Below are 25,695 nucleotides of genomic sequence, written 5' to 3'. Positions count from 1 at the left end.
TATTAATACAGATGGTGATGCTACTCCAAATAGATTAGACTTAGATTCGGATGGGGATGCTTGCCCTGATGCAGTGGAAGCAGGTACTACGTATATTTCAACCTCAGGCATTTCGGGTGCTGCTAGAATAACCACGAGCCTAATTCCGAGTACACCCAATTACGGAGCTAACGGATTTGCGAATGGCTTAGAAACATCAACCGAATCAGGTGCTTATACCGGAACCTATACTTATGTGTATGCTACTGATGCCACCCTAAGTGCTTGTGCTGATACGGATGGCGATGGTGTGACCGATGTGCTAGATTTAGATGATGATAACGATGGGGTATTGGACACCGTGGAATGTCCAAGTGTTTCTCCTAACATATTAGTAAATGGTACATTTGATTCCAATACAACGGGTTGGACAGGTAGTGCTAATTGGGCTTATTATGCACCAGGTTTTCTTTGGAACTCTGCAGAAAATGTAACGAATAATTTAATTTCCCAAACTTTTGCTAGGCCTATTATACCCGCCTCACAAACTACCGTAGATGTTGTTTTTGATGTTAATACAAATGGGTATGGATGGGATATATCAAGTGCGAGCACCGCATCATTAGATGTTATTTTAAATAACAAAATATATGCTACTATAAGCAATCCTAATGGAGGAACTACGGCAAGCGTAGTGGCTAAAAATGCTGCAACAGTCAATGTTTCAAGTATTGATATTGTAGCCAATATGGTTCCTACAACAAAAATTATTGTTAAAATACCTAAAACAGCTCTTGCTACTTCTAATACATTAAGTTTTGGTTTCACGGCTACTAGTGATGATTTTGGAATTGACAATGTATTTATTGGAGCACAGGTAGATGCTTGTGATAAAGATGGAGATGGGATTATCAACAGTAAAGATTTAGACTCCGATGGTGATGGTTGTCCAGATGCTGTGGAAGCAGGGACTACCTATATTTCAACGTCTGGTATTTCAGGCTTAGCTAGATTATCAACAAGTTTAATTCCTGCACCTTATGATTACAATGGGTTTGCGAATGGCTTAGAAACCGCTGCTGGATCAGGTCTTTATAAGGGGACTTATACGTATGATAATGCACTCAATGCATCCATTAATGCTTGTACGGATACAGATGCTGATGGCGTGTCGGATGTGCTAGATTTAGATGATGATAATGATGGTGTCTTAGATAACGTAGAGAATAATTGTTTAATCGCTGTTGTAAACAAAACAGGAGTTATTATTACGAAACCATCAACTATCACTTATAGTTTTAATGGAAATACCATTGCTAATTTAATCGATGGAGTAGATAATAACGCCTATGTTGTTAGTGGTCCATCAGGCACTTTAAATGGCCCTTGGTTTAATTTTGAATTTCCTAGTCCTAAAGTGTTAACATATTTAGAAATTGGTCATTATGTAAGTCAACGTCTTTTTTCCACAACGTCCACTTATAAAATTCAAGGAAGCACGGATAATACCAATTGGTTAGATGTAACTGGTACTTTAACCTATAATGATGTATCCACTTCAACTAGTGGAGGGTTATCAAACTTCAACTCCAATATTGCTAATTTCCCTACCAATACAAAAGCGTATAAATTTTATCGAGTTTTGGGAATAAATGCAGCCTCTGGTGGTGGATGGGCAACCGAAATTCATTTTAAAGAATTTGTTTGTGCATCAGCTGATTTTGATAACGATGGTATACCTAACAGTTTAGAATTAGACAGTGACGGAGATGGTTGTCCTGATGCGGTGGAAGCTGGTACCACATTTATTTCTACTTCTGGTATCACAAGCGCGGCTAAATTAACAGCGAGTGTAATACCAGCGCCTTATGGTGATAATGGTTTTGCAGACGGTTTAGAAACTACCTTACAATCTGGTATTTATACGGGTACCTACAGTTATAATTTTGCCATCAATACTTCTATTAAAGCATGTATAGATTCAGATACGGATGGCGTAGCGGATGTTTATGACTTAGATGATGATAACGATGGGGTCTTGGATACCATTGAACAAACAAATTGTATTACAAGCGGAATCGATTTAAATACAATTTCATTTAATGGAAGTGCTGTCGCATCAAAAACAAGTAACTCAATAACAACAGCACCAGGTGGTTGGACAACTTCTTACTCTGATCAAAATTTAAAATTACCTATTTCATTAAAGTTCAAACATAATTCTACCACTGGGTATGAAATGTTTGGATTACTCCCTATAACTATAGCACAAGCGCCTTCAACCTGGGCAGATGGGGCATATAAGTTTTATCCACAGTTGTCGCAAACCTATGGTTATTTCACAGGGGCATGGGATTTTGGCCCAATTCCTATCACTACTAGTGATGTATTAAGTATTGATATTTCTGCAACAGGTTATGTAACTGCAGCAATTAATGGAGTCACTCAAAAAGCATATCAAGGTATCGTTTCGGATTATAAACTTTCCTTAAGTACACTAGCAGTCACCTCACTTGCCGACATTATTTTATCAGATGCCACGCGTCCAGCCATTTTTTCATGTTCAGATTTAGATACGGATAATGATGGGACACCTAATCGCTTGGATTTAGACTCAGACGGTGATGGATGTTTTGATGCAGTGGAGGCGGGAGCGACGTATATTTCATCGTCTGGAATTTCGGGCTTGGCTAGATTATCAACAAGTGTGATTCCTGCCCCTTATGATGCAAATGGTTTTGCCAATGGTGTAGAAACAGCTACTGGTTCAGGTAAATACAAAGGAACTTATAGTTATGATTATGCTATCAATGCAACCATTAAAGCATGTTTAGATTCAGATGCAGATGGTGTTGCGGATGTATATGACTTAGACGATGACAACGATGGCGTGTTAGATAGTATTGAAAACGGACCATTTGGTTGTGCTGTTTCTCCGGCTTGTGTAAACAACGCTTCCTTAACTGCTTCAACTTCAGCAACAGGTACACCACCTACAGGATGGACAAGTTTTGCAAATGGAGGCTCTGTAGATATTAATCGTGGAAATTGGCAAGTCAACAATCAAGCTACCTCATCAAGTATTTTATTTCCATCCTCAAATGCTAATACATTCTTTATCTATGGAATGAGTAAAGGTGGTGGTGGAAGTTTAGGAAGCTGGGGACCTTATGGTGAAGCTTTCCAACAAACATTAAATTGCTTGACAATAGGGCAAACGTATTATCTATCATTTAGAGGAGCATTTACTAATAGTCCTGGTGTGAATGGGTTAGTATCTTATGAAACAACACCAACAGCTGCAAGGTTTGTCTTATTAAGAGATGGAACGCAGGTTTCACAAGCGCCGGATCAGTTGTTAGAAGCAACACAACAAATGGTTACTTTATCATTTGTCGCGACTGCAACAACCCATACAATTGCGCTCGCGCATACCGCTGATAGAGCGTCGGATTTATCCTTAATGGTTATTGAGGCAGGTTCTGGATACTTATGTACGAGTAAGCCCGCTTCTTCAAATGAGTCTTTGGATACCGATGGAGACGGTATTCCAAACCGATTGGATTTAGATTCTGATGGTGATGGTTGTTCTGATGCATCAGAATCTAAAACAGTTAATTCATTAACGGCTACTACCGTTACAGGTGCTTATGGAAATAATGGTTTTGCAAATTCTATAGAAACAGCGACAGAAAGTGGATTGTATAGTGGTACGTATTTATACTCACGCGCAACAGATCCAACGATTAAAGCATGTTTAGATTCTGATTATGATGGAGTAGCAGATGTAGATGATTTGGATGATGATAATGATGGGATATTGGATTCGAATGAGTGTAATGTCGCATTAATGATTGAAAATAATCCAGCAAATCTTGGTCAGGTTTCTAGAAAGAGTTGGACATTGACCGGTTATGATGAGGCTGCTAATAATGCATATGCAGGAACGTCTTTTGGTAATGTACGAGCGGAAGCCACTCAAACACTTTATGGCGCAATTAAACTTCCTCCGACTACAGCGACCACGATTAATGAGCCGATAACCTCATTGGATATACCGTCTCTCAATTTAGGGACAGTTGTGTATCGAGAGGTTTATGTTAAAATACCTGCGACGACAGCATTTAGTAGCGCTAGTCAGATCAATTTTAGAATTGTAAATTCAGCTATTTGGAACACAGGAATGCTGTATATGGCTCATTCAGGGGCCGTAATTACAACGCCAATTCAAGGAGGAGGCGGAAGCAATAGTCTGTTATTATCTACTAATAGTACAGACATGAAACTTGTTTCACAAGCTAAATCCGGCTCTGTACAAGCTTACCAAGGGGGATCCTTTGTAGTGAGCGCAGCCAATGCTGGCAAATGGGTTCGCATAGGTATTGCCATGCACGATGGAATAAATAATGAACAATCAACGGTTCAATATACCTTGGGATCGTCCACCACTTGGCTACCCGTGGATGTTGCAAACGGATTCCAATTTGCCGCAACTGAATTTAGCAATACCTTAGATGCTTCTAATTTGGTATGTGATACGGATGGCGATGGTATTCCGAATGGTCTAGACCTTGACTCCGATGGTGATGGTTGTTCGGATGCGAATGAAGCCTATGGATTAACAACGGCGCAGGGGACAGATGGTAACCAGTATTTTGGAACAGGAAATCCTCCGGCTGTAGACGCGACAGGCAGGGTTTCTGGAGCAACATACGCTGCTACAAGTACAAATGTGATTACAGTAGGATCTGCCAGTACGATTACTGCGCAACCGACAGACCAATCGATCAACGTGGGTGGAGCGGCTGTTTTTGCAGCTAGATTAACGGCAGGATCTGGAACGACAACCTACCAATGGCAGGTGAGCTCAAATGGCGGATCTACTTGGACGAATGTGACGAATTCTTCGACTTATGCAGGTGCTGGAACTACGACACTTACGGTTTCGAATGTTCCTTTATCGATGAAAGGATTCCGTTACCGATTGAATGTAGCGCAGTCGAATTATGTCTGTGGAAATGTAACAAGTTCCGAAGTTAGATTGCTGATGGACAATACGCCTATCGTGGTGGATGAAAGCGCAACTGTTGCAGAAGACACGCCATTGTCTGGTAACGTGCTAAGCAATGATAAAGGATCGGGAACTCCGGAAGCGACTTTAACGGTAACTAATTTTATCATAAATGGTACCACGTTTACAGCTGGCCAAACAGCCTCGATTTCAGGAGTAGGTTCGATTACTATAAATACTAATGGAACATATACCTTTACCCCTACAGCTAATTACAATGGTACGGTTCCACTAATTGAATATACGGCAACAGACGCAAACGGCGGATCAGATGTAGGCGCATTAAACATTACCGTAACTCCGGTAAATGATGCACCGGTGGCTGTAGATGATATCATAAGTACGAACGAAAATACAGCTGTTTCTGGTAACGTATTAACGGACGGAACAGATGATTCGGATGTAGATGGAAATACCTTAACGATCACCGAATTTAAAATAGGGGCGGTTAGTTATAACCCAGGAAGTCCAATTTCTATTCCAGGCGTGGGAACCATTTTAGTAACTTCTAGTGGTAGTTATACATTCACTCCTACGGCCGGATATACGGGATCTGTTCCAGGGATTGATTACAAAATCAGTGATGGAAACGGCGGTTCTGATACGGGCACGTTAAGTATCACAGTGAATAATGTGAATGATGCGCCTTTAGCTACGGATGATATTGTGTCGATGTTACAAGGAGGCGTTGCGACGGGCTCAGTCTTAACGAATGACACCGATGTGGATGCGGGTACGACGTTAAGTGTGACTCAATTTAGTTATGCTATTAACGGAACTACGTATACTCAAACGGCAGGACCAGGTGTGGTCACTTTGACCGGAATAGGAACTATCGTAATCAATACGAATGGAACTTATACGTTTACTCCGTCTGGCACGTTTACGGGAACGGTCCCTCACATTACTTACACGGTAAGCGATGGTACTTCTACGGACACAGCGATACTAGATATTTTCGTAGCTCCGGTGAATGCCGTGCCAGTGGCAGTGGATGATGTGAATACAACTCCTGAAGATACTCCAGTCAGTGGAAATGTAGTAAGCAATGACACGGATGCGAATAGTGGAGATCCGAAAACGGTAGTAGGATTTACGGTAGGTGGCCAAACATATCCAGCAGGATCGACAGCTATCATCGCTGGAGTAGGTACCATCGTAATAAACACAAACGGGTCTTATACGTTCACTCCATTTACGAATTTCAATGGAACGGTACCTGCGGTTTCTTATACGGTGAGTGATGGTAATGGAGGCACAGATAGTGGTGATTTAGTAATCACAGTTACCGCTGTTAACGATAATCCAATCGCCGTTAACGATGACAATAAAACGACTCCAGAAGATACGCCTGTCACGGTGAATGTGTTATTAAATGACTCTGATCCGGACGGCGGAACGACCTTATCAATGACGCAATTTACCATTGAGGGTATTTCTGGCACGTTCACTTCTACAGCAATAATCCCTGGCAAAGGAACGATCACGGCATTAAGCACGGGCGAATTTACCTTTACGCCATTCTTGAATTTTAATGGCGTTGTTCCTACGATAACCTATACCGTTTCTGATGGAACGGCGACTAACACGGCGAACTTTAAATTAACGGTTACGCCTGTAAATGACGCGCCAGTAGTGGTTAGTGAAACGCTAACCACTCTGGAAAATACGCCTCTTGCAGGCAACTTATTATCGAATGATACGGACGTAGAATCTGCAACAGCTTCTTTAACCATAACACAATTTACGATCGCAGGTGTAGGCACGGCTACCGCGTCAACATATCCTGCTGGAAGTATTGTTGATATTCCAAATGTAGGAACCGTGATTGTGAATGCGGATGGAACGTTTACGTTTACGCCGGTGCGCGGGTATTTTGGAACACTTCCAGTGATCACGTATGCGGTTTCTGATGGAAACGGGGGAGTGACTAACGGGACTTTGGCCATCACCGTCACTCCTGTAAATGACCCACCAGTAGTGGTAAATGAATCCGTTCAAATCCAAGAAGATGTGGTCGCAACGGGTAACGTCTTAACAAATGATACGGACCCAGAAAATAATCCGCTAACGATTACCCAGTTTACGATTGCCGGAATATCTGGCACCTTCACTTCGACGGCTTCAATTCCGGGTGTAGGAACGATTACGATTAACGCAAACGGAACCTATACATTTACACCTACGGCAAATTACAACGGGATTGTTCCTGTGATCGAATATACGGTTAGCGATGGTTTAGGCGGAAACTCTACGGGTAATTTAACTATCGTGGTGGCAGCAGTAAACGATGCGCCTATAGTGGCAAATGATACGAAATCTGCACCGGTGAATACGCCTATTGTTGATAATGTATTAACGAATGACCGAGACGTAGAAGCGAGTGCTTTAAGCCTTACTAAATATACGATTGCTGGCATCGATTACCTACCGGGGGCGACTGCGACTATTACGGGCGTGGGTACGATTATAATGAATGCGGATGGAACGTTTACCTTCACTCCTGCGACTAATTATATAGGTTCTGCACCTTTAGTTACTTATACCGTTTCTGATGGAACGGCGACGAGTACAGGAACCTTAAGTTTAACGATTACTCCGATCGATGCTGACGGGGATGGTATTCCGGATGAAGTAGAAAAAGGCCCCGGATCTACTCCGCGCGATACAGATAATGATGGAACGCCAGATTATTTAGATACAGACAGTGATGGCGATGGTATTTTAGATAATGCGGAAGACGCTGTTTGTATCGGATTTATGCCATGTACACCTACGGATACGGACGGCGATGGCACCCCAGATTACCGTGATCTAGATTCTGATGGTGATGGCATTTCGGATGCGATCGAAGGTACGACAGATACAGATGGTGATGGTGTTCCAAATTACCGTGATACAGATTCTGATGGCGATGGTATTTTGGATTCGGTAGAAGGTACAACGGATACAGATAGTGACGGTATTCCAAACTACAAAGACCTAGATTCAGACGGCGATGGCATTCCAGATGCAACGGAGGGCACGACGGACACAGATGGCGATGGCACACCTAATTACAAAGACTTAGATTCTGATGGTGATGGTATCAGTGATGCGATTGAAGGCACGACTGACACAGACGGAGACGGAACGCCTAATTACATCGATACGGATTCTGACGGAGATGGTATTTCAGATGCGATTGAAAAAGGACCTACCGCGACGCCGGTAGACACAGATGGCGATGGTACACCAGACTACAAAGATTTGGATTCTGACAATGATGGCATCCTAGACAGCGCGGAAACGGCGACCGATACAGATGGCGATGGCGTACCTAATTTCCGTGATTTAGACAGTGACGGCGATGGTATTTTAGATGTTATAGAAGGAATCACTGATACGGATGGCGATGGAACACCTAATTATTTAGATGTTGATTCAGACGGCGACGGTATTCCAGACAGCATAGAAAAAGGACCAGGCTCCGTTCCGGTAGACACCGATGGCGACGGAACTCCGGATTACAAAGACCTAGATACAGATGGCGATGGCATTCCGGATGCGGTAGAAGATGCAGGTTGCACGGGCACTGCTCCTTGTACTCCTACAGACACCGATGGCGATGGCATTCCGAATTTTAGAGACCTAGATTCTGACGGTGATGGTATTTCAGATGCGATCGAAAAAGGACCCAATGGGGCGACTCCAGTGGATACAGACAGCGATGGCTCACCTGATTACTTAGATGTAGATTCTGACGGCGACGGCATTTCCGATGCGATAGAGAAAGGGCCTAACGCGACACCAATAGATACGGACGGCGACGGCATTCCAGATTTCCGCGATACGGATTCGGATAATGATGGCATAAGTGACGCCATTGAAAAAGGACCGACTGCGACTCCTGTAGATACGGACAATGATGGCACACCAGATTACCGAGATTTAGATTCAGATGGCGATGGTAAATCGGATCAATCGGAAGGCAATGTAGATACGGACGGTGACGGCACACCTAACTTTAGAGACCTAGATTCAGATGGCGATGGCGTGGTAGATGCCGTGGACGTTTGTCCATTAATTTCTGGATTAGGAAGTGCGAATGGTTGTCCGCCTGATAGTGATGGGGATGGACTCGCAGATGTGGATGATTCAGATGATGATAATGACGGAATTCTAGACACGGTGGAGGCAGCAGCTTGCTCGCCTTCCGCTGTGGATTGTGATACGGATGGAGATGGTATTCCAAATCGCCTCGATACAGATAGCGATGGCGACGGCATCTCAGATGTCATTGAAGCTGGTGGAACCGATGCTGATAAGGATGGCAAGGCCGATGGAGCCGTAGATAGCAATGGTGTTCCAGCGTCTGCTTCAGGCGGATTGACTCCTCCTAATACGGATGGAACAGGTAATTCGAATCCTTACGACACGGATAGTGATGGCGATGGTATTTTGGATGCGATTGAGAAGGGAACCGGAGCGACTTTGGCAGACACAGATAACGACAATATCCCAGATTATTTAGACTTAGATTCTGACGGCGATGGCATTAATGATGCGATTGAAAAAGGAACGGGAACTGCGGTGGCGGATACAGACAATGACGGAACTCCAGACTTTAGGGATCTAGATTCGGATGGCGATGGTATACCAGATGCTACGGAAGGAACGACAGATTCTGATAACGATGGCACGCCTAACTACAGAGATGTAGACAGTGATGGGGACGGTATTTTAGATAGCATTGAAGATGCAGGCTGCACCGGAATCACACCATGTACGCCTACAAATTCAGATAACGATAACATTCCAGATTATCTAGATCAGGATAGCGATAACGATGGCATTCCAGATGCGATCGAAGGAACCGTAGATACAGATTTAGATGGCACGCCGGATTACTTAGATACGGATTCAGATGGTGATGGTATTTTAGACAGCGTAGAAGATTCGGGTTGTACAGGTACTGCACCTTGTACACCTACCGATACGGACGGGGATGGGGTTCCAAACTTTAGAGATTTAGACAGTGATGGAGATGGAATAACAGATGTAATTGAAGGAACGACGGATACGGATGGCGATTCAATACCGAACTATTTAGATACAGATTCAGATGGTGATGGAATCAGCGACTTAATCGAAGGTAACGTAGATACAGACGGTGATGGCACTCCTAATTACCGCGATCTAGATTCAGACGGCGACGGCATCCCGGATAGTATCGAAAAAGGTACAGCGACTTTACCTGTAGATACGGATGGCGACGGAACCCCTGATTACCTAGATACAGACACGGACGGCGACGGTATTCCGGATAGTGTGGAAGATGCTGCGTGCTCAGGAACGACGTGTACTCCTACAGATACAGATGGAGATGGTATTCCGAATCACAAAGATTTAGATAGTGATGGCGACGGTATTCCAGACAGCGTAGAGAAAGGAGCAAGTGGTGCAACACCGGATGATACGGATGGGACGACCTTACCTAATTACCTAGATACAGATAGTGATAATGATGGAATCTTAGATGCGGTAGAGCGCGGAATTGATGGTAATAATCCACTCGATACAGATAGCGACGGAATCCCAGATTACAAAGAAGTAGACAGTGATAACGATGGCATCCCAGATGCAGTCGAAGGTACAGTAGATACAGATGGAGATGGCACCCCAGATTACCGTGATACAGATTCGGATAATGATGGTATTTTAGATGCTACTGAAGATGCAGGATGTACCGGAACGGCACCATGTACGCCTACTGATACGGATAATGATGGTATCCCTAATTACAAAGATTTAGATTCGGATGGCGATAACAAGTCAGATCGCTCGGAAGGAGAGACGGATTTTGACGGAGATGGGACACCTAACTATTTAGACCTGGATTCTGATGGTGATGGCGTCCTAGACATAGCAGATCAATGTCCGCTATTAGTAGGTTTGGTAAATTTAAATGGTTGTCCAGTAGATACAGACAGCGATGGCGTATACGATATTGATGACGCAGATGACGATAACGATGGCCTATTAGACACGGTGGAGGCAGGCGTTTGCTCTCCTACTGCACCTGATTGCGATACGGATGGAGATGGTATTCCAAATCGTTTGGACCCAGACTCCGACAACGACGGAATCAGTGATGTAAGAGAATCCAATGGAACCGATGTGGATGGAGATGGCAAGGTTGATGGAACAGTAGATGCGAATGGAGTTCCTAGTTCTACAAATGGGGGATTAACTCCGCCAAACACCGACGGCACCACTCTACCAGATCCATATGATCTCGATAGTGATGGCGATGGCATCCCAGATAGCCTAGAAGGAACAGTAGATACGGATGGCGATGGCATCCCGAATTACCGCGACCTAGACTCGGATGGCGATGGTATTCCAGACAGCGTTGAAAGAGGAACGGGCGCGGCTATTTTAGACACAGACGGAGACGGAACACCAGACTACAAAGACTTGGATTCGGATGGTGATGGTATTCCAGATAGTGTGGAAAAGGGACCAAACGGTGCAACTCCTCTAGATACCGATGGCGATGGCATCCCGAATTACCGCGACCTAGACTCAGACGGCGACGGTATTCCGGACAATATCGAAGGCACGACAGATACGGATGGCGATGGCATCCCGAATTACCGCGACACCGACTCAGACGGCGATGGCATCAGCGATGCAATTGAAAAAGGGTTGAATGGAAATAGTCCTATCGATACCGATGGTGACGGTGTACCAGATTACCGCGACCTAGATTCTGATAACGACGGCATTCCAGATAGCGTTGAGGGCGCATTGGATAGAGATGGCGATGGCGTCCCTAATTACCGTGACCTAGATTCAGACGGCGACGGCATTTCTGACGCCGTTGAAAAAGGGCCAAACGGGGCGACTCCAGTAGACACCGATCTCGACGGCACTCCGGATTATTTAGATCTAGATTCAGATGGCGATGGTAAATCAGATGCGATTGAAAAAGGAACTGGATCGACTTTATTAGACACAGATCGCGATGGCATTCCAGATTACCGCGATGTAGATAATTATGGTAAATCGGACTTCAATGTAACAAATGTAAATGTACCTGTTTCAGGAAACGTGAAGACAAACGATACCGTTCCTACGGGCACCACTTACGGTCAGCCAGCTGCTTTAGCCGGGGCTACACTCGTGATGAATGCAGCCACTGGAACGTATACCTTTACGTCGACCACCCCAGGAAAATACGTGTATTATATTCCTGTTTGTGGTCCTACGCAAACGTCGAATTGTCCGCAAACTCCTTTAGAAATTACGGTTCTAGACCCACTAGCGGTAGACAAACCGGCAGCCAATAATGACTTTGCCATCCTAGAGCAAGGCGGTTCCGCTACGGTCGCCATACTCGTGAATGATAAAGCAGGCGATTTAGGCAAATCGATTGATGCAGCCTCGCTTGTTATATCCACAGCACCGAGACACGGAACGGCAGTCGTTAATAGCGACGGAACCATCACCTATACTCCATCTGCGTTCTTCGTGGGCGTGGATAGTTTAGTGTACCGCGTTTGCGATACGAATGTACCATCACAATGCCAAAGCGCCACCGCCTACTTCACCATTGAACCAGCTGGTGTGTTAGTGAGCACGGGAGCGGTAGACGATTTTGCTATCCTGCGAGGTAGCACAGATGGATCAACAAGTGTGACAGGAAACGTCTTAAGTAATGACTTAAACGGTGCCGGAGCTTCGTTAACGGCAAACCTCATTAGCGGACCTAGCAGTGAACAAGGTACCTTTACAATGAACGCTTCAGGCAACTATACCTTTACCGTAGCGCCAGGATTTAGTGGTCCGGTGGACATCGTTTATGAAGCCTGCGGAGGCAGTCCGGTGGTTTGTACGAAAGCAACACTTCACATTTTAGTGGACCCAGTACCTGCCCTCGTAAATGATGTGACGACCGCCTTTGCCAATGTTCCTAAAACGGGCAATCTTTCGACAAATGAAACGGTACCAGCGGGTACGACCTACGGTCAACCAGCGGCATTAACGGGCGCAACGATCACCGTAAATCCAGACGGAACGTATAGCTTCACGGCGACTGCCGCGGGAACTTACACGTACACCATTCCAACGTGTGCACCAGGTCAGACGAGCAACTGTCCTACGCAGACGTTAGTGATTACGGTAACGGCACCAGGCCCAGTAGACGATACGGTTACCGCGTTTGCGAACGTAGTTAAAACCGGAAACATCGCAACGAACGATAACAACCCAGCGGGCACGACCTTCGGTCAACCAGCGCAGCAAACAGGCGCAACGATCACCGTAAATCCAGACGGAACATATAGCTTCACAGCTACCGCAGCTGGAACCTACACGTACACGATTCCAACGTGTGCCCCAGGTCAGACGAGCAACTGTCCTACGCAGACTTTAGTGATTACGGCGACGGCTCCAGGTCCAGTAGACGATACGGCGACGGCGTTTGCGAATGTGGCTAAAACAGGAAATGTTTCTACGAACGACACGAACCCAGCGGGTACTACATTCGGTCAGCCAGCGCAACAAACCGGCGCAACGATCACAGTAAATCCGGACGGAACGTATAGCTTCACGGCTACTGCTGCGGGAACTTATTCGTACACAATTCCAACGTGCGCTCCAGGTCAGACAAGCAACTGTCCTACGCAGACGTTAGTGATAACGGTAACGGCACCAGGCCCAGTAGACGATACGGCAACGGCGTTTGCGAACGTAGTTAAAACCGGAAACATCGCAACGAATGATACGAACCCAGCGGGCATGACCTTCGGTCAACCAGCTCCTATAACAGGCGCAACGATCACCGTAAATCCAGATGGAACGTATAGCTTCACGGCCACACAAGCAGGAACTTACACGTACACGATTCCAACGTGTGCACCTGGTCAGACGAGCAACTGTCCTACGCAGACTTTAGTGATAACGGTAACGGCACCAGGCCCACTAGACGATACGGCAACGGCGTTTGCGAACGAAGCTAAAACCGGCAACATCGCAACGAACGATAACAACCCAGCGGGATCTACTTACGGTCAACCGGCGCAGCAAACAGGCGGAACAATCACGGTGAATCCAGACGGAACATACAGCTTCACGGCGACACAAGCAGGAACGTATACCTACACGATTCCAACGTGTGCCCCGGGTCAGACGAGCAACTGTCCTACGCAGACTTTGGTGATAACGGTAACGGCACCAGGCCCAGTAGACGATACGGCTACCGCGTTTGCGAACGTAGCTAAAACCGGCAACATCGCAACGAACGATAACAACCCAGCGGGCACGACCTTCGGTCAACCAGCTCCTATAACAGGTGCTACGATCACCGTAAATCCAGACGGAACGTATAGCTTCACGGCGACACAAGCAGGAACGTATACCTACACGATTCCAACGTGTGCCCCGGGTCAGACGAGCAACTGCCCTACGCAGATGTTGGTGATAACGGTAACGGCACCAGGCCCAGTAGACGATACGGCTACCGCGTTTGCGAACGTAGCTAAAACCGGCAACATCGCAACGAACGATAACAACCCAGCAGGCACGACCTTCGGTCAACCAGCGCAGCAAACAGGCGCAACGATCACCGTAAATCCAGACGGAACATACAGCTTCACGGCCACACAAGCAGGAACTTACACGTACACGATTCCAACGTGTGCACCTGGTCAGACGAGCAACTGTCCTACGCAGACTTTAGTGATAACGGTAACGGCACCGCAAGTGACAGACGACACCGCTTCAACGACTAAAAACACCCCGTTAACTGGAAATGTAGCAACGAACGATGTAATTCCAGCAGGAACTACTTACGGTCAACCAGCGCAACAAACCGGCGCAACGATCACCGTAAATCCAGACGGAACGTACAGCTTCACGGCCACAGCTGCGGGAACTTACACGTACACCATTGCAGTATGTGCACCTGGTCAGACGAGTAGTTGTCCAACCCAAACTTTGGCAATAACTGTAACAGATCCGACTGTACCTTATACCGCACCTACCACAAACCCAGACATCGATGCAACGAACATCAATGTTCCGGTGAGCGGCAATGTGTCGACAAATGATGCTGCGGGTGCGACTTATGGTCAGCCAGCGCAACAAACGGGTGCGACGATCACCGTGAATGCGAATGGAAGCTACAGCTTTACAGCAACGATTCCGGGAGTTTACACGTATCTGGTTCCGGTTTGTCCAACTGGCGTAACCAGCAACTGCCCTACTGTGCCTCTCGTGATCACGGTATCTGATCCGCTAAAAGCTAGCAATAGTCCGGTAGCGAATACAGATGTGGTTACAGTAAACGCTGGCTCGTCTGTAACGACGAAAGTCTTAGCGAATGATAAAGCAGCTAATGCGGGCACGAGCCTGAATCCAGCGAGTCTTACGATTGTAACGAACGGGGCGAATGGAACAGCCGTGGTGAATGCGGATGGAACGATTACCTACACGCCTAAAGCAGGCTTCACCGGCGTAGATGAAATCACGTATAGAGTATGTGATAATTCGACACCGGCGCTTTGCTCGACAGCGAAAGTAGTGTACACGATTCAACCAGCAACGGAGCCAGCGAAGACCTTCGCGACGGATGATTATAACAGCACGCCAGCAGGATCTGCGGTAACGGGATCGGTGTTAGCAAACGACGGAAATACGGCAGGCGAAAGCTTAACGGCTACGCTCACAAGCGGACCTACAGCAACTGAAGGAACGCTCGTATTTAATCCAGATGGATCGTATACCTTCACTCCAGCGCCAGGTTTCTCTGGTCCGGTGGATGTAGTTTATACGGCATGTTCTGCTTCTAATGTGTGCTCGAAAGCGACGCTTCACTTAGTGGTGAATCCGCCGCCGGCATTAATTCCTGACTTTAATGCGACGCTCGTAGGGCTGATAGTAGAAGGCAATGTGGCTACGAATGATGTGGTGGCAGCTGGCTCTACTTATGGCCAACCAGATCCGATTATAGGAGCGAATCTAGTGATGAACCCGAATGGTACGTATTCGTTTGATTCCAGCATTCCTGGTACTTACGAATATCTGGTTCCTGTTTGTGCCAAAGGCCAAACAACGAATTGTCCTACAGTTACCCTCGTCATTTCTGTATCAGACCCATATGCTCAAACAAATGCACCGGTGGTTAATCCAGACATTGTATCTGTTGCGGCAGGCGCGACGGTTACGACCAATGTATTAGCCAATGACCAGGCAACGAATGACGGGAAGGTATTAGTGATTAGTACTTTGGCAATCGTAAAAGATCCAATTAATGGTACGGCGAAAGTCAATGCAGACGGAACGATTACCTATACGCCTAAACCAGGATTTGTAGGGGTGGATATATTAACCTACACGATTTGTGATAATAGCCAGCCGGCCTATTGCAAGACGGCGAAAGTATATTATACCGTGGGTCTAGCGACGGGCAAGAATCTATCAGCTTCCGATGATTTTGTGATTTCAAAAGGTGGGCAAGTAGGCGGAAACGTCTTAGGAAACGACAAGAGCTCGACAGGTAGCGCGTTAACGGCAACGGCGATTACAAACGTGGATCCTTCTAAAGGCACCTTCACCCTTAGTCCTTCAGGTGAGTATACATTCACGCCTGCGGCAGGCTTTGTAGGTCCGGTTGACATTATTTACTCGGTTTGCAGCGCAGATGGATTATGCGCGAAAGCAACCCTACATATCACGGTATTGCCAGTGCCAGAGATGATCGCGCCACAAGCGATTACCCCGAATGGCGATGGTAAAAATGATACCTTGATTTTCCGCGGTTTGGTGGGCTTGAACATTGAAAACCGCTTGACGATTTACAACCGTTGGGGTAACATCGTGTACTCGACAGGCAATTACCAAAACAACTGGTCAGGCCAGACAGACAATGCTTTCTCCGCTCTAGCTTCAGATAGCCAGTTGCCTGATGGAACGTATTACTACGTCCTTGATTTCTTCGGTTCGAGACCGAGCTTAAGCAATTATGTGTACTTAGATAGATCTACGAAATAATGAAAAAGAGTTATATACTTCTTGTAATTATGCTGGTTGGTTTGCGCTCTTTCGCGCAGATCGAAACGATGTATTCGATGTACCGCATTAATCCTATCATCTCCTCGCCGGCCTTTGCTGGGACTTTGGAGACAGGTAATAAGGCCGAAATCGTGGTGATGGATCGCCAGCAATGGATTGGGATTCAAGGTGCCCCTCGTACGTTCGCTTTAACGGCAAACATGATTTATAAACCGAGAATAGGGTTAGGGTTTTTAGTACTTGCGGATCAAGCTGGGCCCTTACGTGTTTCTACAGTAGCAGCAGATGGAGCCTACCAAGTGCGCTTGAATGATTCTTGGAATATGAATGGGGGTATTCGTTTAGGCCTCTCATCTGTTTTTTTAGACTATGAAGGCATTCAAGTGGTGGACCCCAATGATCCCATATTAGCCACGAATAAATCGTCTGGATTGAAAACAAATTTAGGCTGGGGACTGCGATTTGCGCATAAGGAAGGGCACTTTTTCAGCCTATCGCAGCCACGTGTTTTGAGCTATGATTTTGGTGGATTTTCTGGGGCCTATAAAGATGTAACCTACCTGTATGTGAATGCCGGAACACGCGTTCGCTTAAATGAACAGCTTACTTTGATTCCTTCATTTATGGCTAGAATGGCGCAGGATGTGCCTTTAAGCTGGGACGTGAATGGGATGGTGAGTTGGAATGGAAAGTTTGATGGGGGATTAACGTACCGCCATAAGGATAGTTTTGGGATGCGTTTTGGGGTTCAAGCAAATCCTAAAATTTACCTAGGTTATATCTATGAGATGCCTATTTCTGGCTTGAGTAAAGTGAGTAACCAGACACACGAAATTGCGATTCGCCTGTCTATTTTAAATCGCGTGAAATAATGAAAAAGTATTTATATCTGTTTTTGTTTTTTTGTAGTTTTTCAGGCCATGCGCAGGACTGGAAGGGCTATTGGACGAAGACCAAAACCTATTCCTCAAAAGCAGTCCAATCCACGAAAGACTTTTTCTACAGTGAAAAATCCCCCCGCCAAAATGTTGCTTTCCTCCTGGGGGGATCTAACATGTGGTTACAAAATGTGGCTACGCGACGCGATTTTTTAGTGAATTACACGCATTTTGGTTTTCAATACGCGCGGGAAACTGCAGATAATACGGACGTTTTTACAACGGTCCTTTTCGGAGTCAACGGAGATGGGAAGGCTTTTGGAAGTGCAGGTCTAGGGATGCGCTATTATTTATTGGATAGAGCGTCTCATAACTACCGCCCTTTTGCGAGTTTTCATGGTGAAATGCAAGCCGATAATTCCTTTAATGAGACGAACAGTGATTTGGATTTTGCTGGGGCCATTGGTCTGGGTACAGATTATAAAATTAAAGAGCAATGGTTCTTGCGCGGGATGGTAAACGTGGGCTTTCCCATGATCGTTTCAGGAACGTTTAATCCCTTAAATGGCCGTGGTACTTTTTTCAGTACCACACTGGGGCTTGTGTATGAATGGGGTGCAAAACCGAAGAAGGTTCTTCGTGTGGTTCCAGAAACTCCGCTTCCTCCTATGGATACAGATGAGGATGGCATTGCGGATATAGAAGATAAGTGCCCTACTGTGAAAGGGGTGGCTTCGAATGAAGGCTGTCCTATAGTTGAGCCAAAGGTCGATACTGTGGTCGTTGTAGCTGCGGCTCCGGTTGTTCCGGTAGAACCGGCGGCGGTTCCGGTTGCAGAGCCTGTTGCTCCGGCAGCTTCGGTTGCTACTCCGGCAGCTCCTGTTGCTCCTGCTGCGGCTCCGGATACGTTGGCTATGGCAAGTGTAGTCGAGCCTATGCCGGCGGATAGCTTATTCGAATTGAATGTGTATTTCGCTACGGACAAAGCGCACGTAGGAGATGGCTCAAGATGGAGATTAAATCGCATTATACGATTACTCATCAAACATCCTGAGGTCCGTCTGAAAGTGGTAGGACACACGGATGCTCGTGCATCGATCGAACACAATGAAGCGCTTTCGAAACGTCGCGTGGAAAATGTGAAGCGTTATTTAATTAAGAACGGCATTGATCCTAAACGATTGAAACCGGGCGAGTGGAAGTCGGAATTTGAGCCTATTGCCCCTAATACGACGGATAAGAAAATGCAGTTGAACAGGCGGGTAGAGGTACGGATTTGGAAATAAGTATTTAGTCCAAAAACTGATTGTAGCTAGATTTTTGACAATGATTGACTTTATGGTTGTGTAAGTTTAATTGTTATTTCTCTTTTGCGATGAAATCGATACGATTAAAGTACTGTACGGATAACGGTTGCACTTTTAAGTTTGTGAGTCGTGCGAGTGTTCGAGAGCTAAGTCTTCGTGAGGATAAGGGAGTAGTTTCCTTGAATTTGTTTTTGAAAACGGGGGAGGAGATAGCACTTTCGGGTTACGCAGAATCGATAGATTCATTAAATAAGCGGTGGTTGCGCTTTGAGGATTCTGATGAGATCTTTTTTGATCTGGCAGAATTCGAAGTAAAAAAATAATTTAGAACATGGAGTAACATAAACCCTTTGGCTGATGGCTGAAGGGTTTTTTTGTTTAGTGGCGGCGCCACTTCGTGGCTTAGTCGGCGCTTTGCGCCTTAGTCACGACTTTGTCGTTTAGTCGCCTTCGGCTTAGTCAAAGAGTCGAATGGGGCGCCGAGGGGCACTATTATGTGAAATAAATCGTGAGATACCCAGAGGGCTTTTCAGGTATTGACAGAAAGTGTCAATACCTGAAAAGTGGTCTGAGTACCTTGAAGGTTTTTGATCAAATGTGCTTAAAACAATTTTGTAACTCTAAAGTTAAATCATGATACAAACCTGAGTATTAAACGCGTAAATTTACCTTCTAATAAAAACACAACTATGATAAAAGTACATGGATATGGGGCGGTAAATCCGCAGGCGCCGGTGGCGCCGATTGATTTTGAGAGACGCGATGTAGGGCCAAAAGACGTAAAAATCGACATTCTTTATTGTGGCGTTTGCCACTCAGATATACACATGGTGCGCTCCGAGTGGGGCCCTTCAGTTTATCCGATTGTTCCAGGCCACGAAATCGTGGGAACCATCACGGAAGTGGGTTCGGAAGTGACAAAATTCAAAGTGGGCGATCTAGCAGGAGTAGGTGTTTTCATCGATTCTTGCCGCGAGTGTCCATCTTGTAAAAAAGGGCAGGAGCAGTATTGCGACGAGGAGATGACGCCTACGTATAATGGGTATTACATGGATGGGGTGACGCAGACTTTTGGCGGATATTCTTCGACTTATGTGATCGACGAAGCCTATACGTTGCACATTCCATTTACAAAAGAGCTTGAGCGCGTTGCTCCGCTTCTGTGTGCTGGAATCACGACTTATTCCCCTTTGCGTTATGCAGGCGTGGGCAAAGGGCACAAAGTGGCGGTTTTAGGTCTGGGTGGTTTAGGCCATATGGCGGTGAAATTCGCGGCCTCTTTTGGCGCTGAAGTGACGATGTTAAGCACCTCGCCATCGAAGGAGCAGGATGCCAAAGCCTTAGGCGCACATCACTTCGCCCTTTCGACTGATCCAGCCACAATGGAATCACTGAAGGGTTCGTTTGACTTTATTCTGAACACAGTAGCGGCGTCACATGATTTGAATAAGTTTTTGGGATTATTAAAAGTGGAAGGAAAGATGCTTTTAGTCGGAATTCCTCCAGAAGCTGCTCAAGTGTATGCGGCTACGTTGATTTCCAAAAGACGTTCCATCATCGGCTCCATGATCGGTGGCATCGAAGAAACACAAGAAATGCTAGACTACTGCGCAGAACACAACATCCTTTCTGACGTCGAAATGATCGATATGAAAGATGTGAACGAAGCGTATGAGCGTGTCATTAAGTCGGACGTTAAGTATCGTTTTGTGATTGATATGAAGACGCTTCGCGACTAGTCGACTCGGCGCTTTGCGCCGAAGTCGCTGCTTCGCAGCTTAGTCGTCCTGCGGACTTAGTCATCGCTTCGCGATTTAGTCGTCACTTCGTGACTTGGTCAAAAAGTCGCTTGCGGTTTCTAAATGCAGTATTGGGCGAAATAAAAGACAAAGTATAAAAGTCGAATTTCAGGTATTGACAGATTTTGTCAATACCTGAAAAGCTCTCTGAGTACCTCGAGGTTTATTTTACTAAATAGTGCCAATAGAGCCTTCAGACGAATATTTGCCCCTTTAGATTCTCGACTAGCGACTAGCCGCGCTTCCTTGGCTTCATCTTCAAACTATCTGCCGGATAAGTGGCTTTCAACATCGCCATCGATGACTTTGCCCAGTTGATGATTTTCGAGCGATCGGCCTCGGTTAATTTGGCATTACTATGTAAGCCGAAATAGGTATAAGACGGCATCGGCATCTCCTCAGACTCCACCTGTTCTACCACCTCTTCTAATTTGTGGTTCTGAACCGCGATCGGCAGCTTCGTAAAGGAGGCAAAATTCAAATGCTTTTTCCCGTCTTCCACGTGGTGATCTAGCCAAAAGCCTACCGGCTGTACCGAACTATACCATGGGTAGGTGGATTTATTCGAGTGGCAATCGTTACACGCGTTCTCTAACAGCACTTTTACGTCTCCTGGAACCTCGTATTTTGTTTCGATGGCGTAAGTGTTATCGTTCGATAGATTCTTCTCTGTAGGAACGAATTGGATGGCGATTAATACGACGATTAATCCGACGATGATTTTGTTTTTCATGGGTTAACTACATTAGTGTAAATGCAAGGTATTAATTTATTGTCTCGAATTCACCCTTCTCTAGGTTTTTGCGGACGTTATTCGTCGCAAAAATCTTTCCATTCATCGAAATGTAGACTCCGGGCTCGAGAATTTGGAGGAATGCCAAAGCACTTCCCAGATTAAACATCCCATCCGAGCTACCAAATTTATAGGGGATCATGGCACCTGTGAGGACGATGGTTTTAGGCAAATTTTGGGCGGCCAAATACTGGGCTGTTTGGACCATCGTATCTGTCCCATGCGTAATTAAAATGCGATCAGAAGAGGCAGATGCGCAAGCAAATGAAATCAGCTGACGGTCTACGTCATTAAACTCCAAACTGTCTTTCATGAGCAAAGTATCGATGGAAACCGCGAGCCTACTGCGGCCTTTTTCGAGCATCTCGGGTAAGTGCGTGTCTTTGAAAAAGAGCGCGCCATTTAGTTCGTTGTATTCTTTGTCAAAAGTCCCCCCGGTTACAAAGATTTGGATCATACTTATTCGTTCAAAAATTCCTTACTTAACTTGAAATATTGCTTGTTTAATCGATAAACTTTCAGGCGAGAATCAGTATCTGATTTTTTGAAAATAATGAAATTTGTATCTACCTGGAGGATCGCTTTAAGCTTCAAATTGATTTGATTTAAGACATCATTTTTCATCCGAATGTTATGAGAAAAATGTACCCCTTTTTGTTCCACTAATGTCAATAATTCAGAGTTAGGGACGTCGTTATTTTTTAATAAATGAGTCAGCACTTTTAATTCAACTTCATCAAAATTTATGGCCGCTTTCCCTAAATAAAATAGGCCGTCTTTATCGGTAATATGGTTCGCTTTGACCTTTCTATTTTTTAAGAAATAAAGAGCTATTAATGCAATAGCTATGAACGCGATGGCGGTAATTGCTTTTTGACCATATTGCAACCAATAATTAGTCTCTATGAAGTCTCCTTTTTGTAGGGGCTGGCCCAGGAAACTTGTGATGGGAAGGGACATTAAATCGAAGGAAAATGTCGAGTGAGTAGCTACAAAATAGTAAATGTTGTTCCCTTCTATAAATGGCTTAAAATTAGAAGACATTTTAGAAGTAAGAGCTTCATTTATAAACATTTCATAGGTGTCATCTTGAAAATTTATGCGGATAATTTTACCGTTATCGGTGAATGCGTAATAGTAATTTTCGTGCTGAAAATTATGATTACTATTCCCAAAAAACTGAAACGTTTTTCCCCTATAATCCCAGGTTTTAGTTCTTAAGTTAAAATGCCAAATCCCTGAATTTTGTTCAAGCTTTAAATGGTCATATGGGTTTAAACTTATACCATTAAAATAGGTGATGTCATCTCCATTTTTATATTGATTTACATCAAATAAACCTGGCGGCAATTCGCCTTGAACGGGGGAATAAGCTTCCCATTCTTTGGTATTTAAATCAAAATAAGTGAAGAAATTTCTGACGGACCAAAATCCATATCCGCCAAATCTAAAAATCCGATTATCATACTCAAAATTCTGCGCGTTTATCTGCATTTTATGCATAAACGATCTATCTAATCTGACTATTTTATTCCCGCGTAATTCATACACGAGTCCCCCTAAGCCCTGACTTAGGTAGGCGGTCGTATTAATTTTCGATAAAGTATAGGTGGAAGGAGCGTATAGCTTGAATATCGTACTATCTTTTTCAACAAAATAAATAAGCCCTGATTTTTTCATTTCAGGTATTTTGATCGTGTAGTAATAATCCTTCTCCACTACATAGATATAAGGTTTAGCATAATGAATTAATGCCTCGCCGGTATACGAAAGACTTAGTTCTTCAGATTTTGCTGGGAAAAAAGCAAAAAGAAGTAAGAAATAGAACAGCTTTTTCATTTAGCTAAAATTAAGCTAAATTTTCCAAAAATTGACTAGGCGTCATGCCAGTTTCTGCCTTGAATGTAGCATAGAAACTAGATCTGGAAGGGAAACCTGATTGAGAGCCTATTCCGTCTATGGACAAGCTGTCTGCGGATCCACCTTTTAATAATTCTTTTGCGTGCTCCACGCGAATCCAGGAACGGTAGGCGGTGAATTTTTTATTCAGAATGTAGGCAAAACAATAGGTGATATGGTGTTTTGGTATATCTAAAGCTTCTTCGATATCTTCTAAAGCAAAATCTGGATAGAGGTATGGTTTTTCTTTTTGTATGTATGCCTCGATTACCTTTGCGGTTTCTGTCAAAGGATCTCCTACAGCCACTAAATTGGTCTTTTTTGCTTTCACTGCAAAGGTGGCAATAGGTATTCCGTACAGAATTTTTGGAAAAAATACGATTAAGGCCAAGGGTAAAATTGCATACGCAATACCAGAAATATTGTAGGCAAGGACAGATTCTAAAACAACTTTATTAACGGGGGCTACGTATAATTTAATCGTCAGGGCTAAAAAGTTTGCAGCAACGAATAAGGTGACTAAAATAAGGGTAAGCAGCCAATTGTAAACGAGTTTATTTTGCTTATTTGAGGTTAAATTTTTGCGCTCTTTTTGGCGGTATTTGATAAGTAAGAAAATGCTCGCACAGGCGTAAATAATGATGAGAGACGGCCGTGTCACAAACGATATTCCCGGAGAAATTAAAAATCCAGCCCCTAATGTGCGAACATTGTTAATGTCAGCATTAATTAGTCGGGCTATTCCTAATTTATAGTCGAAAGAGCTGAAAATATAAGGCGCCATATTTATCACCTGAATCACAAATGGCAATAAATGAAAAGTATCTTTCCAGCTACTAAAAACGGGTTTATCTGTTAAGGTATTTCGTGTGTAAAGATAGAGCAACGGGCCAGGAAGGTACCAATATGGCGAGAAGTTACCGTAGAAAATAGCGGTCCAAAAGGGATCCTGGTAATAAACGGTAAAATAGTGGGTTAATCCATACGTAGAAAAAATGACGAATATCCCGGTTAGTAAGAGCGCGTTTCTATTGATTCGCCAATTGTAGATGGCGATGATCGCGGAAGTGATGATAGAGAACAGGGAAATGTATAATATCATTTAATCAATGAAATGATTGCAATTTTACACATTTAATTTGTCAAATTTTTTGGAAGTCCAAAAAAATTTCATTTTCTGACTAGTCCAAAATTCTGCTTTTTGGACTAAATCCGTTTTATCTTATTAATACTAATCGCATTATTAATTCGAATTTTACTTGTTAAAATAGGGCCAAACCCTTTAAAAAGCCCACCAAACAAGTATTATGAAGAAATTTACCCTACTTTTTCTCCTGTTAGCTAGCGCTGCTTCAGCTCAGACTTGGAATTTAGCTGCTGGTATCAACACCACGAAGTACGTATTTACAAATGCTCAGGGCCAAAACCCAGATTACATGAGATCGGGCGCTGGGAATAATTTGAGCTTAAGTTATGAGCAGCCCTTTTCAACGTATTTTCAATATGATGCTGGTTTAGTCTACAGCCAATACAATTCTGTGGGGGATGTGCAAAACATTCCATTTTCTTATCAAACTGATTTTATTGGTTTGAATGGAGGCATAGGACCTAAAATTGATTTGCCCTACGGTTTAAAAGCATCCATCAAGGGACGCGCTTCCATTCAGAAGATGGTGAATGGGAATCAATTTCTTCAAAATCAGTACTTGGATTTGTCAGATGACCCACAGTTTACGGGTCTTCGCTTTTTTTTAGGGTTCTCGATGGAACTAGAGAAAAAGGTCAATCAAAGCATTTCTGTTTACACGCAATTTCAACATTTAGATACCATTCAATTTGGGGCATCTACCCTAAATTTTGTTCCTACGACTTTCTCCTTTGGCTTAAAGATTCAGTCTAAATAGTTCGATTA

Annotated in this window: 10 protein-coding genes; 6 read left to right on the top strand and 4 right to left on the bottom strand. The window is 44.5% G+C overall.

The window, feature by feature from the left end; translation table 11 throughout:
* Nucleotides 1-73: 73 nt before the first annotated feature.
* The 5 genes from ACILP5_RS06470 to ACILP5_RS06450 all read left to right on the top strand — a co-directional run bounded on the left by ACILP5_RS06470 (nucleotide 74) and on the right by ACILP5_RS06450 (nucleotide 21,031).
* Nucleotides 74-17,086, top strand: a complete 17,013-nt coding sequence (locus ACILP5_RS06470; protein WP_395617839.1) for a tandem-95 repeat protein — start codon at nucleotides 74-76, stop codon at nucleotides 17,084-17,086.
* Complete coding sequence (locus ACILP5_RS06465) at nucleotides 17,086-17,979, top strand: PorP/SprF family type IX secretion system membrane protein (RefSeq protein WP_395617838.1); 894 nt, start codon at nucleotides 17,086-17,088, stop codon at nucleotides 17,977-17,979. Before ACILP5_RS06470 ends, ACILP5_RS06465 begins: the two co-directional genes overlap by 1 nt.
* Nucleotides 17,979-19,271, top strand: coding sequence for an OmpA family protein (locus tag ACILP5_RS06460; protein ID WP_395617837.1), 1,293 nt, complete (start codon nucleotides 17,979-17,981; stop codon nucleotides 19,269-19,271). Before ACILP5_RS06465 ends, ACILP5_RS06460 begins: the two co-directional genes overlap by 1 nt.
* A gap of 89 nt (nucleotides 19,272-19,360) precedes the next feature.
* Nucleotides 19,361-19,615: a hypothetical protein gene (locus ACILP5_RS06455; protein WP_395617836.1), complete on the top strand. Its 255-nt coding sequence runs from the start codon at nucleotides 19,361-19,363 to the stop codon at nucleotides 19,613-19,615.
* A gap of 366 nt (nucleotides 19,616-19,981) precedes the next feature.
* Nucleotides 19,982-21,031, top strand: coding sequence for an NAD(P)-dependent alcohol dehydrogenase (locus tag ACILP5_RS06450; RefSeq protein ID WP_395617835.1), 1,050 nt, complete (start codon nucleotides 19,982-19,984; stop codon nucleotides 21,029-21,031).
* A gap of 292 nt (nucleotides 21,032-21,323) precedes the next feature.
* Here ACILP5_RS06450 and ACILP5_RS06445 read toward each other — a convergent pair whose 3' ends face one another.
* The 4 genes from ACILP5_RS06445 to ACILP5_RS06430 are packed head-to-tail and all read right to left on the bottom strand — an operon-like array spanning nucleotide 21,324 to nucleotide 24,885.
* Entirely contained in the window at nucleotides 21,324-21,824 is a 501-nt protein-coding gene (locus ACILP5_RS06445) for a heme-binding domain-containing protein (protein WP_395617834.1), read from the bottom strand.
* 31 nt (nucleotides 21,825-21,855) lie between these two features.
* The gene (locus tag ACILP5_RS06440; protein WP_395617833.1) at nucleotides 21,856-22,341 is read right to left on the bottom strand and encodes an asparaginase domain-containing protein; all 486 of its coding nucleotides are present in this window, start codon (nucleotides 22,339-22,341) and stop codon (nucleotides 21,856-21,858) included.
* A gap of 2 nt (nucleotides 22,342-22,343) precedes the next feature.
* Nucleotides 22,344-23,723 (bottom strand): hypothetical protein, encoded by a 1,380-nt coding sequence (locus tag ACILP5_RS06435; RefSeq protein WP_395617832.1) that lies wholly within the window; start codon nucleotides 23,721-23,723, stop codon nucleotides 22,344-22,346.
* 10 nt (nucleotides 23,724-23,733) lie between these two features.
* On the bottom strand, nucleotides 23,734-24,885 hold the full coding sequence (locus ACILP5_RS06430) for a helix-turn-helix domain-containing protein (protein WP_395617831.1): 1,152 nt from the start codon (nucleotides 24,883-24,885) through the stop codon (nucleotides 23,734-23,736).
* 205 nt (nucleotides 24,886-25,090) lie between these two features.
* Here ACILP5_RS06430 and ACILP5_RS06425 point away from each other — a divergent pair, with 205 nt between their 5' ends.
* Complete coding sequence (locus ACILP5_RS06425; RefSeq protein WP_395617830.1) at nucleotides 25,091-25,687, top strand: hypothetical protein; 597 nt, start codon at nucleotides 25,091-25,093, stop codon at nucleotides 25,685-25,687.
* Nucleotides 25,688-25,695 lie beyond the last annotated feature (8 nt).

Source organism: Aquirufa sp. (genome assembly GCF_044239315.1).
Lineage (GTDB): Bacteria > Bacteroidota > Bacteroidia > Cytophagales > Spirosomataceae > Aquirufa.
The sequence above is the reverse complement of the archived record's forward strand: the minus strand, read 5'-3'. Positions and strand labels throughout refer to the sequence as shown.